Raw genomic sequence first — 15598 nt, 5'->3', positions numbered from 1 at the left:
TCGCTAAATCCCTCCCTCCTCAGGTGTTGTCACCGATAGCCCAGCTCGTGAATTGGCTGGCCTGGTTCGTGCTGCTCATCTGTATCGCCCGCGTGATCTGGGTCGGCGGGCAGCTGGCTATCCGGATCTACCGCGAAGAAGCCATCGAAGGGTTCATCGGATCCCTCGTCGCCGCCGCATTGCTCGGCTCAGCCGGCGCCTTGGCGATCGCCATCCTCCCTACCTGAAACAGGAACCTCATGACCAAGGAACACTCGCTTCCCGATCCTCGCGGCGCCATCGCCCTGGTGATGCTCGCAGGATTGCTTGCCACCACTGGATGTGGCACCACCGACCCCGACCAGACGACAACCAGCACCACATCACCGGCCTCGCTCGTCCCGAGCGGGCTGAGCTGGCGGTCCTGGCAAGGCATCGAACTCCCCGTCGCGCAACAAGGACCGCGCTTGATAGAAGGCGCTGTTGCGTCGGACTGGGACCGATCCCCGGCAGGAGCCGCGCTCGCCGCGATCCATACAACCGTGCGGATGTCAGTCGCTCCCGACGGCCAGTGGGCACTGGTCGGGCAACGCATGCTCGCCTCCGGCCCCGGCCGGGACAAATGGGCAACCGCCCGCGCCCAGATCTCGATCACCAGCCCAGCCGCCGAGACCGTGCCCACCATCCTCGGCTATCTCATCGCGACCTACACCGACACCGAAGCCCGGATCGACATCTACGCCACCTACCCAGACCACTCGATCACCCGCAACACCGCCACCGTCGTTTGGACTGCCGACGGATGGCGACTACTGCTGCCCGACCCGGTCATCGAAAGCCCGGTCACCGCAGTGGATTCCGTCCCCGCATCCATAGTTCGTCTGAATCGGGCGTGAGGACAGATAGTGATGCGCTCGCTGCGACTCCTGATCACCTTGCTCGGCATCCTCGGCTCGGTCGTCATCATCGTGTTCGTCCTAACCGTCACCAACGACCACACGGACGCTCCACCTCGACCTGGCGCAAGCACCGCACCCTCAACGACCACAATGCCGTCGACTACCGACACCCAGGCACGCCCGCCGACGGTCGACATGTTCGGCCACCGCCTGGAAGTACCCGCCGACGACGCCGGCGCGACGCTTGCGCAGTCCGACGAGGGCCGGATCGACCCCGCTCGACCGGACTACCTCACCGCTGAGCCGGCCCGGTTGCAGTGGCAGCGGATCTGGGGCGGCGCGGCAGTCGCCGTCTCGGGAAGTGACGGGCCTACCCGGATCGAAGGCGGTGTCGCTGGTGGGTTCGCGCGAACGCCGCAGGGCGCGGCATTGGCGGCACTCGATGCGATCGGAAGGGTATATGCCGCACCGGATCCGACGTGGCGGCTGGTTGTGCGCGACCGGTTCTACGGCGGTGGTGACGCGCTCGTCAACGGATTCGCCCGGTCTCGGTCCGGTACTCCAGGCGTAGCGCGCTACGTCACCGTTCCCGAAGGGGTGCGCGTCCAACCCGGCTACCGCGACGACTTGGCCGTCGTTCAGCTCGCGGTTCGCTCCACCAGCGGGCACGCGATCGCGACCTGGCCGATGGTCTGGGTCGCCGGTGACTGGCGCATCCGCGTGCCCGACGACATCGAAACGCTCTGGCGCCCAGCGACACCTACCCCATCCACCACCGGATTCGGTACATGGGGCCAACCATGACCAGCATCTACGCCGCACCGACACCAGGCACCGGCATCCACACCCAACTCACCGACATGGCGTGCGTCGCCGTCCCAGGGGTGAAGGAAGCCTGCCAACTCGGCACCGTCGTCGAGAGTGCAGCAAGCGCGGTCGGAAACTCATGGCTCGATGACCTCGCGAACAGATTGATGGAAAGCCTCGGCTCTGCCATGCGGCTCGTAATGACGTGGTGGACAGCATTTCCATCACCCGAGTTAGCGACAGCTCAAGGCCAACCAGCTCCGGTCATGTCACAGATCCGGGAATACACCAGCGGGTTGCAGGTCATCATGCTGACCGTCGGCATCATGTTCGCCGCAGCACGGTTGGCGCTGGCCAAACGTGGCGGTGTAGCGGGCGAGGCACAGGAAAGCTTCCTGATGTTGGCACGCGCGATTTTCGCGGCGGCGACGTTCGGCGCCCTCATCACGGTCGCGACCACCGCCGGTGACGAGTTCGCGTCATGGGTCATCTTCGACGCCACACGAGGTGATTTCGATACCGCTGTCAACAAGCTCGTGACGGGCATTGTTCTACCGAATCCCATTCTCGGGTCCGGATTACTGCTGGTCCTGGGTCTGCTCGGTGTCATCGGGATGCTCGTGCAGTTGGTGATGCTCGTGATCAGGCAGGCCCTGCTCGTTGTTGTGGTCGCAGTGATCCCGATAGCCGCGGCTGCATCCGGAACCGGTCCAGGTTCGCAAGCCTACAAACGGCTGATCTCGTGGTCGCTGGCGTTCGTGCTGTGGAAACCCGTTGGTGCGCTGGTCTATGCGATTGCGTTCACCGTTACCGCAGCCGGGGGCGAGGACGACCCGCACATGATGCTGCTCGGGGTGATTTTGATCTTGATGAGTTTGATCGTGCTTCCCGCGCTGATCCGGTTGATCGCTCCCGCGGTGGCCACCCTCGGCGGCGGTGGCGGGGCCGGTGCAGCTCTCGCCGGCGGCGCTGCTGGTATCGCGATGTCGGCCGCCGGGAGTCGACCGGATGCCAGAAGAATGAGCGAAGGCGAGAATTCAGCATCTCCTTCTGGGGGAGGAGATTCGCCGCCGCCGTCGGGAGACGGCAGCGGCGCTCGGTCGATGTCCGCGAGCTCTGGATCACCACCTGGAGGATCGCCACCTTCATCGGGCGGCGGAGGGCCTACACCGTCGAGCTCGTCCGCGGCAGCAGGTTCTGGGACCGGTGCTGCGTCGGCGGGGAGCGCTTCCGGTGGAGCGGCAGCCGCGGGCGCGGGGCCTGCGGGCGCGGCGATGTTGGGTGCTCAGCTGACCATGGCCACATTGCAGAGCATCTCGTCTGCAGCGCAGAGCTCGATCGCCGATTCCTCGGCGGCGGGCGACCCGGATGCGGTAGGGCCTGGGGAGGTTCGGCGATGAGCACCCGCATGTACGGCAGGTGGGAACAACCCCGCTCGGCAGGCTTCTTCGGCCTGACCTGGGGAGTATCGCTGCTGGGGCTTGGCTTGATCATCGCGGTGATGGTCTCGTTCATGCTCACCCGCTCCCTCGAACTCGCCGGGGTCACTCTACTGGGCGCGGCGGTGGTGTTCGTGCCGTTGGCTGTCACCCGCAACGGGCGCACCGGCTGGGAATTTTTGCTGCTGCGCGTGCAGTTCGCGCGTGCCCGGTCCCGAGGCGAGCTCACCTACCGATCCGGACGATTCTCTCGACTGCCCGGCCTGGCGAAACTACCTGGATTACTGGCTGATTCGCGACTGACCGAGTACGAGACGCCGGGCGGTAAACGGTTCGCGATGCTGCATATCCGGCGCAGCGACCACTACACCGCGATCGTGCGGGTGATCCCGCGCGGCAAGGAACTCGTCGACCAAGCCCAAATCGATTCCTGGGTAGACGGATTCGGCCATTTTCTCGCCTCCCAGAGCCGCGGGGGAGAAGTAGTTGCGGTCACCGCAGTCCTGGACAACACGGTCGAAACCCGGTTGAAGCAAACTCGGGAAGTCACCCGCCTGATCCGTGACAAAGCCCCCGACTTCGCGAAAGCGGTGATGCGAGAGGCAGCTGCCGACACCGGTGGGGTCGGCGTCCGGATCGAAGCACGCATCGCGATCACCTACCGAGCGATCGGCAAAGGCCGCATTCGTCGCGACCAGGCCGAGCAGGCTCGCGAGATCGGACAACGCCTGCAATCGGTGCTGTCCCAGCTCGCCCGCGCCGGCCTGCCTGCCACCCCGTTGCAGGCGTGGGAGGTGCTGGGTTTGGTGCGCAGCCGCTACGACCTCGCCTCCCAACGCGACGTCGAGACTGCGGGGGCCACGATCGTGGAGTCCCAATCGTGGGACTCGGTCGGTCCGCTCGCCCATCAAGACCGGTGGGATCACTACCTCCACGACGGTGCCCGATCGATCACCTGGGAAATGGACGGCGCACCACGCGGGGCGGTGATGGAAACCGTCCTCGAAGAGCTTCTGCGTCCGCGCCCAGACGTCCCCCGCAAACGCGTCGCGATCGTCTACCGGCTGCACTCGGCTGCCGAAGCGACATCGTTGGTGGACTCGGACTTCCGCGACGCGGTCGCCGCCGAACAGACCGAACGCGGAATCTCCTCGGCCTCGGCCCGCATCCGGGTCGGCAACACCCAAGCCGCCCGCGAAGAACAAGCACGCGGTGCCGGGCTGACCAGATTCGGGCTGTTGGTGACAGTCACCGACCACCTCGACGGCGACCTGCCCGGGATCGAAGCCTCGGTCAAAGGAATGGCAGCAGCGTCACGGCTGAGCGTGCGCCGCTGCTACGGCTACCAAGCCGCCGGGTTCGCGGCATCGCTGGGCATCGGGCTGATCCTGCCCGAACACGCCTCCATCTCCAAGGGGGTATCGATGTGAACGGGTTCGTAGGGAGAAGGCACCGGCCACGGCACCCGAAAACCGAAGTCGTGGAAGGAATCAGCGTCCTCAGCGCGGACCAGCGCGCCCAGGTTGAAGCAACGGCGACTCGTAGCGGAGTGCAGGGTTGGCGGGCGCGGATGGTGCTGTCGAGCGATGACCATCGTCGTGCAACGGCCACGCGTCGCCGCGACAACACCCTCGGCGACGGGTTCGACCTCATTGCTCCGGCGTTCACCGACCGCGGCTATGCGGGACCAGGTGGTGGCAGGGCGGCGGTGGTGCCACGGACACCGGAGTGGCGTGCCACGACCGTTCAAGTTGCTGGACTGTGGCCGTATTGCGTCGGAGCTACCGCACCGACGGTGGGTGTGCCGGTCGGCAGCCACTACATCAGCGGCTCCCCTGTGCATTTCGATCCCATGTCGTGGTTCCTGCGCGGGTTCATCACCGCACCCATCGCGTTCGTGTTGGCGCTCAATGGGTTCGGCAAGTCGTCGCTGATCCGGCGGATCATGACCGGGGCCGTCGCCGCGGGCGAAACCGTGCTGTGCATGGGCGACACCAAGGGCGAATACCGCGACCTGGTGACGCGACTGGGCGGACAGGTCGTCGATATCGGTTACGGCCACGGCTGCATCAACCCCCTCGACGTCGGCGCCCTGGGATCGGTCATCGCCGCATTGCCCGACGCCGATCAACGCCGCCAGGTCGCCGCGCGCGTCGAAGCGGGCCAGATCAACATCATCGCCGGACTGATCGAACTCGTCCGCGGAGCCCGAGTCGCCGACTACGAAGAAGTCTTGCTCGCTGCAGGGCTGCGTGAGCTCTACAGCCCCGCAGGCGGTTTCACCCACGAGCACCCACCGATTCTCGAGAACCTCCTCGACGTGATTTCCGAAGGCGGCGCTCGGTTACGGGAGTTCGCCGAGGAAGACGACGAAACCTCCTACCGGGACGCGACCAAACCACTGCGTCGCTCCATGCGCGCGCTGGTCGAAGGACCGTTCGGGGCGATCTTCAACGGCCCCACCTCGACTCGGTTGGATCTGTCGAGTCCGGCGATCTGTATCGACATCTCCCGCATTCCTGAGGGCGACACAAAACTCCTGGCGGCGGTCCTGATGACGTGCTGGTCCGACGGCTTCGGTGCAGTCGCCGCCGCACACGCGCTTTCCGACGCCGGACTCGCCCCGGCGAGGACGTTCGAGGTCGTCATGGACGAGATCTGGAGGGTGCTGGGTGTGGGGGAGTTCATGGTCGACCGCGTCGACGCCCTCACCCGACTACAACGCGGCCTGGCCACAGGGCTGATCATGTGCTCGCACACCATCAAAGACCTCGCCGCGTTCGATTCTCCTGCCGCACAGGCGAAAGCGCTCGGGTTCTTCGAACGAGCACGGGCGAAGATCATCGGCCCCGTCGGCCCCGAGGAAGCAAACCGGATCGCCGCGGTCGCTGGGATGACGAACACCGAGAAGCTGTTGGTCACCTCGTGGGCGGCACCACGCCCGCCCAGCGACGACGACCTCGACACCACCCGGCGTGAGATCCCACCGGGCACAGGCTGCTACCTGCTCAAGACCGGTGAAGCCGAAGAACCCGGCATCCCGTTCCGGATGGTGTTCACCCCCACCGAACGCGACTCCGACATCCACAACACCAACCGCCGCTTCGACAACCTTGACCAAACCCCGGCGGGTAGGTGACTGCGCAATGGACCTCTGCGAACCTCGCGGTCAGCAAGCTCTCTACCCGGCTTCGCCCGCTACTGAGACCTTCAATCGTCGGCGGGCAGCGCGATGAACGGACTCGAGCGCGCAAGCGTGGCGGCCGTGGGCGCGGTCATGCTGCTTATCCTGCTGCTGTTCGCGGGCGGCATCGAAGACAGCGGCTGCACACCGACCACCGGACCGGTCGGCACGACCCCGAAGATCAAGGGCGCGTGGGCGATGCCGATGGCGCCCGGCACCTACACCCTGACCTCGGGGTTCGGAATGCGATGGGGCACCCAGCATGAGGGCCAGGACTTCGCCGCTGCGCCCAAGACGCCGATCTACGCGGTCGGTGACGGCGTCGTGACTCGGGTCGGCGCCGCGAGCGGGTTCGGGACCTGGGTGGTCATCGACCACAACGTCGGCGGCGAAACAGTGTCCTCGGTCTACGGCCACATGTTCGCCGACGACATCCGCGTCGAGCAAGGTCAGACCGTACGCATCGGTCAGCCGATCGCGGCCGTTGGCTACAACGGCGAAACCGTCCCCGCTGGCCCCGAAGGGGCGCACCTACATCTCGAAATCTGGACCGATGGAGGACGATTCGGCGGCGGCACGGCCATCGACCCGATGCCGTGGCTGCTGCAAGGAAGCGGCGACCAGTCGACCGCCGTCGCGACATCGAGCACGGTGCTGTCGCCGACGACATCAGTTTCCAGCGATGCTCCAGTAGCTGGCGCCGGTACGGCGGCGGGCACCGAGCTGCCCGAAATGCGTGCGTCGATCGGTTCGGAGCGTGGGTTGCAGGTCGACTCGATCCGCTTGGCGCGCACCATCGTTCAACGCTTTCCTCAGGTGCAGCAGATCGGTGGGCAGCGTGAGGATGCTCTGCCCGATCATCCCAGTGGCCGTGCGATCGACATCATGATCCCTGACCCGACTTCCGGTGACGGCAAAGCCCTCGGTGACCAGATCGCCGATTTCGTTCTCACCAACTCGGTCGCGCTGCGGATCGATTACCTGATCTGGCGCCAGACCTATCGCTCGGCCAGCGGCGAGTCCAACCTCATGGAAGACCGGGGTGGGGTCACCGCCAACCACATGGACCACGTCCACGTCACCACTCTGGGCGGGGGATTCCCCGACGGGGCATCCATCGGCTCCGCCGCGACGAACCCGCCCGGCACCAGCGCCGTATCGACGTGTGGATCCAGTGCCGGGGAAGCCGATCTCGCGCCAGACACCGTCCCTGACGACTTGGAGCTGTGGTATCGCCGGGGCGGCACGGTGTGCCCGCAGATCGGCGCGCCGCTGCTCGCTGCCCAGGGCAAACAAGAATCCGGGTACCGGCGCGGGCTGACCTCGTCGGCTGGTGCGCAAGGCCTGGCGCAGTTTCTGCCCGGCACCGCAACCGCTCTCGCCTCCGACGGGCGCCCGTATGTGATCGACGCCGACAGCAACGGCGTCGCCAGCGTGTGGGATGACGGCGACGCGATCATCGGCCAAGCCCGCTACCTGTGCGACATCGCCGACCACGTCGACACCTGGATCGAACAGGGCAGAGTCGTCGCCCCCAACGGTGCCGTCGAGCTCTACCTCGCCGGCTACAACGCCGGCGAATACGCGGTCCTACGGTCGGGCGGATTCCCCAGCGGCTCAACAGATTACGAAATTCAGACCCGCCCGTATGTGGCCAGCATCCTCGCGATGGCCACCCAGATGTCGACGACGATGAGCTGAGGCCACGATGGTGAACCGTCTTCCTGTCTGGGCTGTGATCACCGTGGTCACGGTGGTCCTGATCGTCGCCGCGACGGTGCTGGTGGTCGGACGAGATGACACTGCTCCCGAGCCCGGATCGCACACACCTGGCACCGTCCACAAGGAGGGACCGGATCCCGTAGGCGCTGACGCCATGACCGTCACTGGGATGGGTTTGGCGGCGCTGTTCTCCTGGCAACCCCGCACCGATCCCAGCCCCGGCACCGGGTTGACTCGCGCCGCGTCGTGGCTGACCGGCGAGCTGGCCGCCGCTGCGAACGGTGGTGTCGCGAATGGTGTGGCACCGCTGCCGGAATGGGCGCGTTGGCGCGAGAGCAACGACGTCATCTGTGCCCTGGTGGACGCTGAGCAGGCCACATTCGACGAGGCCGAGACCACTGTCGCGGCGATGGTGACCCAGCAGGTACTCCATCAGGACGGCTCCACCACCCTATACCGGCGAATGCACGTGACCGTCACAGTGACGCACACGGCGCAGGGCTGGCGGATGTCGAGCTACCGCATCAACTCGGTGACCGGCCATGGCTGACACCACACAACCATGCGAGCCCGCCGGCCCGGTGCTGGCCGCGTCAACCCAAAATGACCCCGCCAGGACGGGTTCGAGGCTTGTGCATCGGCGGATGGCGGCCGCGATCCAGAACGTCACCGTCGATATCACGCAGTTGGCTCGAGAGCCGTATATGCGTATGCAGACCTTGCGTGATCTGACGGTCATCGGGAGGGTTCTCACCGAACAGGCCACCGCGATCGGTGTCCCGCACGACTGGATCAATCTCGCCTACCAAGCCGGATACGAGGGCCGCAAGGCCGACGATGCCCGTCGGCTTCCTGACCCGCGGCCGGTCACGCGGGCGATGCTGATCGCGCAGTTACACCACCAGGCCGACACGCTGTCGACCCTGGCCGCGGTGGGACCGGTTCGCCGCGGTCGCGGTCCGGTGACCGCGCCGGCCGCGGAGAAGCTGAGTGAGCATCTGCGGTTGCAGTGGTTGCGGGTGGCGATGGTCGCCACCGCGATCAACGTCACCGAGGACGAGACGCGCGGCTGGTGGCCCACGGACCCGACCCGCTGGCATTCGCGCATCGCTGAGATCGAGCAACAGTCGGCACCCGATCAGGGCCGCCAATGGCGTGAGCTGACCCACCGCGGCAGTGTGCGCGAAGCGCGGGTCCGGGTCGCGGCGATGCGCATGGTCGGCATCGACCTCACAGACAGTGCCCCACATCAGCTGCCACCTGCCCCGCATCTGCTCGAGGCGGCGGCCGAGATTGCCTGGTGTACCGAGCCTCTGGAGTTCGAAGGCGGCGCGCACATCGGTGCCGCGATCACCGCGACCGGTATCGACGACACCCACGCCATCGCCGACGGCGACACCCACGACCTGCCACCTCCACCCCTGTCGGTGCAACCCCATGTCGAACCAGATTTCTGACCCCGATTGCTTCGAGGAGAGCTCCATGACAACCGACCCCACCACCTCTGGCCTGTTCACGCCGATCACACCCGAAGACATGGTCCGCGACCGGGCGAGTGACCTGTGGACCTACACATCCACGGACGAATTCGACAGCCTGGCAACCGAATACGGGTTCACCACCGACGATTTGTCCCAGCGCTACGTCCAGGCGCTGTTGGATGTCGCCGGCATCGACTACGACGGTCTGCGACAGGACGAAATCCTCGGGGCAACATCAGGTGCCAACCTCGTGCGCAAGGCCGCGACGGGCCCGGCGCTGACGGTGTGGTCGGCGGCGACCCTGGACGCGTTCACCGTCTGCGCCGCCGCCGGTCGCATGATCTGGCACGAACGCTTCGGTGCCGACATGGTCGATGGTGTCGACGCGGCGACAGCGTCGGCGGAAAAGGCGATCGAGCTGGCCGCTCACGCTCTGCGTGAGTGGGGCGCCGAAGCCGGTGTCTTGCGGTTGAACCTGGCCCGCAGTCGCGGCCTGGACTACGAACGGCTGCGCCGCATCGCCGCCACCGCGGGCCTGGTCCTCGACATCGCCACCGTCGCGGTCCGCAACCCCGTCGCCGAACAATGCACCTACCCCGACCAAGTTTTCTGGCGCGCGGTCGACCTGCAAGAGCTATGGGAGAGCGCGTCATGAAACTCGCTCTGTTCGCGACCACCGCCGCAGTGGTCGTGGCGGCAACGGCGGCGAGCGGGTGCTCGACCGCGGACGTGCCGGTGGTCGAACCGGTCTGCAGCGCGCAGGCTTTCCCGCCACCACACACCGAGGTCTGGCCCTGCTCGGCATCGGATGTTCTGCGGGCCGCGGTGACCACGTTGTATCAACTGGACCCGGTGGTCGGGATGGATGCGCGGTCGATGTTCGAGGCCGCACGACCGCTGATCCGAGCCGCGTACTCCACCGACACTCGCATCGGGGCATCGCTGTGGTCACCGATCACCGTCGCCTTGTGGCAGGACTGGGTCGAGCACCACATCCCGCTGCGGACCGAGGTTCGTCTCACCGGTGACGACCATCCGCCTGATACCGCGACCTCATCGAGCCGGATCCTGACGGTCACCCTCACCCCGGCCGAGCGCACACCGATCGTGTTTTCGGTGTACGCGCGATCGACGCGCCACGCCGCAGAACGCGCGTGGCTCCTCGCCGAGATTCAGGTTGTCTGATGAGCGGGGATCCGGTCGAGGAGAGCGGCCAAGCCGTCCGCCAAGGGTTTGTGCAGATGCTGCAAACCGCACACACCACTTCAGCATTGATCAGGGGTAGCGGCGGTGAAGGACGCTCGCGCGCCGAATCCGACCAGCGCATCGAATTCGCCGCGGCGAGAAACCAGCGTTCCCACATCGAGCACCAAGCCCGACTCGGCGGACTGGGGTGGGAGCGTCAGCTGACGGCCGCCAAGATCGACGAAGTTCGCGAACGCATCGCCAACAACCAGAAGGTCACCGACGCCGAGGTCCGCCTGAAAGAAGGCCAGATCACCCGGGCCGAAACCGATCTGGCGCGACGCGAAAAGGCAGGCGACCTCGAAAACCACCACAACACCGAAACCCACCAGCATCGGATCGCGGGCTACCGCAACCGCGAGGCTCGCGCAACGCAGCTGCACGAACTCGATGTCGAGTACAAGACACTGCTCATCGAGATCCGCCGCCGCGCCGCGGGATTCACCGAAACCCTGCACCACACCGAGAGCGACACCGGCCGTGGCATGGCCGCCGCAGCACAATTCGCCGCTGCCGACGCCACCGCGGACCTCTCGCCAGAGCACCAGACCGACGCAGACGCGTATCGCGAACGGTTCGCTGCTGACACCGGTCTGAACCCGGAAGACCTCCTCGATGCCGACCAGCACGCACACGTTGCCGACGGCCGGCCGCCGGGGCTCGACGATGCTGCGGGATTGGCCGAGGACCTGACCACGGCCGCGCACCTTGCCCACGAGTTCGGTGCCGGTATAGGCGCTCTCGAACACCGTGCCGATCCCGACAACGTCATTGTCGACGCCGAGGTCCTTGATACCGGTGAGGGGATCGGGACCGCCGTCGCAGCGACCGCCGTGCACGACATCGACAGCGGCGCACCCGATCCCGGTCTGATCGCCGACGCAGTGCCCTCGGCGAGGGGACCGGGCAAGGAAATCGAAGTCTGGCGCGGCGTCGGCCCGGATTCGTGACGAGGTCGGCGCGATGTTCGAACCGAACCCGATCCAGGCCCGGCTGCTCATGGCCGTGCAGAATCTCGCCGCCGAAAACCAGCACCTGATCGATCGCTCCCGCGCCGCCGGTGACCACGAGCTGACACCGACCGCCCAAGCACACCTGCATCTGGGCCGCCGGACCCAGGAAAGCTTCGAAGCGGTCGCTACCGCGGTCGGAGTACCGCAATCAGTGCTCGCCTACACCGCCGCTTCCGGTCAACGAGGCCACCGCTGGCAACCCGGACAACCGCTCCTGAGCACCGAAGAAATCGCCCGCGACACTCTGCTCGCCGGGCACCGCGCCGCGGTCGGCCAACTGCAGGAAATGGCAGGCATCGGTGCGGCCCTCGCCCACCAGGAACCGCTGTCACGCGCGGGGTTCGCGGCATTTCGGCGGGTGATGGGATACCGGTGGCAGCAGGTCGGCGCCGTCGGGCACGCGCTGGCTCTGACCACACCGGAACGACAACGCGCGTGGGAACCCACCGACACCGCCTGGACCACCACGGTGGCACGAACCGTCGGCGGACTACACCGCTCAGACCTGGTGGCGCGCTGGCGCGCGATCGTCGACACCGAGTCCTACCTGTCGATCCCCGTGCGGGTACTCCGCGACGCCGGGATCAGCCTCGACGACATCAGCCGACAGCTTCCGGTCCCACCAGACCGGATGGTCGAACTCACAGCCGCCGCCCTTCAACAAACCTCCTCGTTCGGCGAGGCGGCAGGCGGCGACATCGGTGCTGCGATCGAGGTCACCGGCACCGAGCTGCAGACCGAACCCGAGACCGGCGACCACACCACGGCACCGGAGGGCGGTGGCCGCGACGGCCGTGACGTCGGGCCCGACCCATGAACGGGCGGTCACCACATCAGCTCCCACACCGCACCAACTGGTCGAAAGTCGCAGTTGTTCAACATGATCGGAGAACACGATGAGTCACCCACTAGACGGCGCCGACAGACTGCCCCCGTGGCAACTTCGGCTACTCGAACGCATTCAGAGCATCAGCGAGCTCCACCATCGGACGGTATTCCACGGCCGCCCGCAGTACTCGGCCGGCAACGGCGCGGGGTCGGTCCAGCTCGAAACCTGGCACACCCATCTACGCGCGTTGGAAGGCGAACGCAGCGAACTCGAACTCCACGCCTACGGCGTACATGTCCCGCAGCGGATGATCCGCTATGCCGCCGAGACAGGCGGGCGTGGTGTGCGATGGGGCGAGAGCGCGGAGACAGCACGGCTGTCGCCGGCGCCGCCCGGGGTGGATCCGGTGAGTCAGGCCATGCTCGAACAGATCGCCGGTGATGTGTGGCGGTTGGAGCTGTCGGCGCTGGTGCGCGCCGAGCATCTGCACCGGGTTCATACCGGGGCGCTGCCCGACGACGAGCGCGGCGAACGCCAACTCCACGACAACATGGCCGCGCTCTGGCGACGTGCTACCGGCACCGCGGCGCTGATCGAGATCGATCCTGTTGCCGGCGAACAGATATGGGGTCGTAGCCCTGAATCCTGGCACAACCTAGCTGAACTGACCGCAGCCTCCTATACCGACCTCGAGCTACGGGAGCGCTTCGGTTCGCTGGCATGGACAGGAATCGAAGCCGAGGTCTCCCGCAACTTCGACAACCTCGCCAGCACCGCCACGACCATCGGTCCGCCGACACCCAACGAGATGGCCGACCGTGCCGAAGCCGCGCTCGCCGCGGTCAGTTTCGCCGACGGCCAGGGCGCTCGTTTCGACCACAGCATCGGCGGCGCCGTCGAGGCCACCGGGACCGAGGTTGGGACCGAGTGGGAGCCCGACCTCGACCCACAACCGCACCCACCCAACCGCGGACCTGGAGTAGGCGCAAATCAGGGGGTGGAGTCATGACCAGCGGGCGCGATCTGCATCACGAGCCCACACGGTGGAGCGACTGGATGCACAAAATTCAGTATCTGGCCGGTGGCGAGCGTCGAGTTCGCGAAACCGGAATGTCGGTGTTCGCCGACACCGACGTCGCTGACCCCGTACGGCAGGTATGGCAGCGGCAGGTGGACGGGCTCACAGCCGATCTGGCCAACACCGAGCACGATGCTCGGGCCGCCGGCGTGGATCTCACATGGATCCACGACGCGCGCACGGTGGGTTCGCATCAAGGCGCGAGCTCCCAACCCGGTCAGGTGCGGCGGGTTCCCGTGCGCGAGCTGGGTATCGAGCGGTTCTTCCTGGACCTGCTCGACCTGGATCTGTGGCAGGTCGAGCGAATGGCGGCCCTCGACGTGGCACTCCACGACCGAGCCGCGACCGGCCACGGCGCCATCGCGGTCGACTCCGCGCGCGAATCAGCTTTGCTTGAGCACATGCTCGTGCGGTTTTCGCGGGCCTCTTCCTTGGTGGCCGCCGTGCAGATCACCCCGGACGAGGGTGAACGGATGTGGGGCACGGGCGCTGACGCGATGCGGCGCATGCACGCCACCGCGACCGACCTGATGAGCGACACGCAACTGCTCGGACAGTGGCAGGAGTATGCCGACGCCGACGCGAGACTACGGACAACCCTCTATCTACGTCAGGACCCTGACACCGGAAAGTTCCTGGAGGACGGACTCACTGGCTTGCCGACGCCACACGGGATGATCGCCCGAGTCGGCGTGATATTCGATGCCCGCGCAGCCGAGGGCACCGAATACCCCGGCACGGTACAGCCCCCTCCCACTGCCGCTGCTGGTCATCAGCCTCCCGCCGCGGATGCGATCGGCTCCGCTGTGGAAGCGACCAGCACCGACACCCAAGGCGACTGGGCGCCGGATCCCCGACCCGACCCTGATCCGCCGATCCCCGGCCGCCAACCTGGCCACGAGCCGGGGCAGTGGTGATGGCCAGCCCCGATGATCGAGCCGAGTCGATCAGCCAGCGCCACGGCCAGCTCCTGCGTCGGGTCCAGAACGTGGCTGCCCAGCTCCGCGAGGTGACCGACGCCGGACCGGCAATGTTCGACGACGGCGTCTCCGGAGACAGCCAGCTGGTGTGGCAGGAGCGAATCGAAACGCTGGGCGTCGAAGGAGATCATGCTGAGTTCGAGGCAATGCTGGAAGGTGTCGACCCGGGTTGGGTGGTCGATGCCCGCGAACTTGGCCACCGTGGCGCGAGCTCACCCTCGCGTCACGTGGTGCGCCAGCATCCCGCCCGCGCCAACGAAGCGCAGGAGTTCTACCTCGACATGCTCGAGGTCGATCTGTGGAATCTGGAACGCATGGCCAGCCTGGAAGCCTCACGGGTGCACCGGATCACCACCGGACGATGGACGCTCGACCGAGACCCGATCGCGGCGGCGCAGTTCGCTGACAACATGACCGCGCTGCACACGCGCATCACCGTGCTGGCGGCCGCGGCGCAACTGACAGCGCCCGAAGGCGACAGTCTGTGGGGGTCGAGCGTGGAAGGGATCCGCCGCGTACACGCGGTCACCTTCGCCGCCCACGACGATCAAACCCTCGCCCAGCAGTGGAACGGCTACGCCCGTGCTGACCCGGCGCTGGCGGTGCCACCGTATGTTCCGCGAGATCCCGAGACCGGCAACCCCACCGACACCGCCATGGTGGCGCCGCCGACACCGCGCAAGATGCTCGCCGACGCGACCAGTGCGTTGCGGGTCCAGGTCGTCGACACCGCCATCCGTAACTCCGCATCAACCGATCTTGCTGCCGAGAGCGCCGCGATCACTGCCGTGGTCGACGCGGCCCTGGGCGATGACCAGGCGTGGACCTGGGAGCCCGACCACGACCCGGCACCCGGACAAGTCAGAGAGATCAGCACCGACCGCGGACCAGAGCCATAGGGCCGCAACCACCAATCTGTGCCTGTCGGCGCTGCGGCTAGGG

16 protein-coding genes are annotated in these 15598 nt (G+C 66.7%); all 16 read left to right on the top strand.

What is annotated here, in order from left to right; genetic code table 11:
* The first annotated feature begins 23 nt into the window (after positions 1-23).
* Positions 24-227, top strand: coding sequence for a hypothetical protein (locus tag ACFWPX_RS03340; RefSeq protein ID WP_378925562.1), 204 nt, complete (start codon positions 24-26; stop codon positions 225-227).
* Between the two features lie 12 nt (positions 228-239).
* Positions 240-875 (top strand): hypothetical protein, encoded by a 636-nt coding sequence (locus tag ACFWPX_RS03335; protein ID WP_378925560.1) that lies wholly within the window; start codon positions 240-242, stop codon positions 873-875.
* A gap of 12 nt (positions 876-887) precedes the next feature.
* Positions 888-1682: a hypothetical protein gene (locus tag ACFWPX_RS03330; RefSeq protein ID WP_378925558.1), complete on the top strand. Its 795-nt coding sequence runs from the start codon at positions 888-890 to the stop codon at positions 1680-1682.
* A complete protein-coding gene (locus ACFWPX_RS03325; protein WP_378925556.1) occupies positions 1679-3085 on the top strand; it encodes a hypothetical protein in 1407 nt (468 codons plus the stop codon). The genes ACFWPX_RS03330 and ACFWPX_RS03325 overlap by 4 nt, the downstream gene beginning before the upstream one ends.
* Positions 3082-4554: an SCO6880 family protein gene (locus ACFWPX_RS03320; protein ID WP_378925554.1), complete on the top strand. Its 1473-nt coding sequence runs from the start codon at positions 3082-3084 to the stop codon at positions 4552-4554. Before ACFWPX_RS03325 ends, ACFWPX_RS03320 begins: the two co-directional genes overlap by 4 nt.
* Before the next feature lie 50 nt (positions 4555-4604).
* The gene (locus tag ACFWPX_RS03315; protein WP_378925552.1) at positions 4605-6263 is read left to right on the top strand and encodes a hypothetical protein; all 1659 of its coding nucleotides are present in this window, start codon (positions 4605-4607) and stop codon (positions 6261-6263) included.
* A gap of 138 nt (positions 6264-6401) precedes the next feature.
* Positions 6402-8009, top strand: a complete 1608-nt coding sequence (locus tag ACFWPX_RS03310) for a peptidoglycan DD-metalloendopeptidase family protein (protein WP_378925550.1) — start codon at positions 6402-6404, stop codon at positions 8007-8009.
* A gap of 34 nt (positions 8010-8043) precedes the next feature.
* Positions 8044-8580: a hypothetical protein gene (locus ACFWPX_RS03305; protein ID WP_378925548.1), complete on the top strand. Its 537-nt coding sequence runs from the start codon at positions 8044-8046 to the stop codon at positions 8578-8580.
* 94 nt (positions 8581-8674) lie between these two features.
* On the top strand, positions 8675-9487 hold the full coding sequence (locus tag ACFWPX_RS03300) for a hypothetical protein (protein ID WP_378925546.1): 813 nt from the start codon (positions 8675-8677) through the stop codon (positions 9485-9487).
* 25 nt (positions 9488-9512) lie between these two features.
* Complete coding sequence (locus tag ACFWPX_RS03295) at positions 9513-10166, top strand: hypothetical protein (RefSeq protein ID WP_378925544.1); 654 nt, start codon at positions 9513-9515, stop codon at positions 10164-10166.
* On the top strand, positions 10163-10696 hold the full coding sequence (locus ACFWPX_RS03290) for a hypothetical protein (protein ID WP_378925542.1): 534 nt from the start codon (positions 10163-10165) through the stop codon (positions 10694-10696). Before ACFWPX_RS03295 ends, ACFWPX_RS03290 begins: the two co-directional genes overlap by 4 nt.
* The gene (locus ACFWPX_RS03285; RefSeq protein ID WP_378925540.1) at positions 10696-11706 is read left to right on the top strand and encodes a hypothetical protein; all 1011 of its coding nucleotides are present in this window, start codon (positions 10696-10698) and stop codon (positions 11704-11706) included. The genes ACFWPX_RS03290 and ACFWPX_RS03285 overlap by 1 nt, the downstream gene beginning before the upstream one ends.
* A 13-nt stretch (positions 11707-11719) precedes the next feature.
* Positions 11720-12586 carry a hypothetical protein gene (locus tag ACFWPX_RS03280; protein WP_378925538.1) on the top strand — a complete coding sequence of 289 codons (867 nt, stop codon included), beginning with the start codon at positions 11720-11722 and terminating at the stop codon, positions 12584-12586.
* 79 nt (positions 12587-12665) lie between these two features.
* Complete coding sequence (locus ACFWPX_RS03275) at positions 12666-13607, top strand: hypothetical protein (protein WP_378925536.1); 942 nt, start codon at positions 12666-12668, stop codon at positions 13605-13607.
* Between the two features lie 47 nt (positions 13608-13654).
* Positions 13655-14593, top strand: a complete 939-nt coding sequence (locus tag ACFWPX_RS03270; protein ID WP_378925534.1) for a hypothetical protein — start codon at positions 13655-13657, stop codon at positions 14591-14593.
* On the top strand, positions 14593-15555 hold the full coding sequence (locus tag ACFWPX_RS03265; RefSeq protein ID WP_378925533.1) for a hypothetical protein: 963 nt from the start codon (positions 14593-14595) through the stop codon (positions 15553-15555). The genes ACFWPX_RS03270 and ACFWPX_RS03265 overlap by 1 nt, the downstream gene beginning before the upstream one ends.
* Positions 15556-15598: the final 43 nt, after the last annotated feature.

This window comes from Nocardia sp. NPDC058518 (genome assembly GCF_042719655.1).
Lineage (GTDB): Bacteria > Actinomycetota > Actinomycetes > Mycobacteriales > Mycobacteriaceae > Nocardia.
The sequence above is the reverse complement of the archived record's forward strand: the minus strand, read 5'-3'. Positions and strand labels throughout refer to the sequence as shown.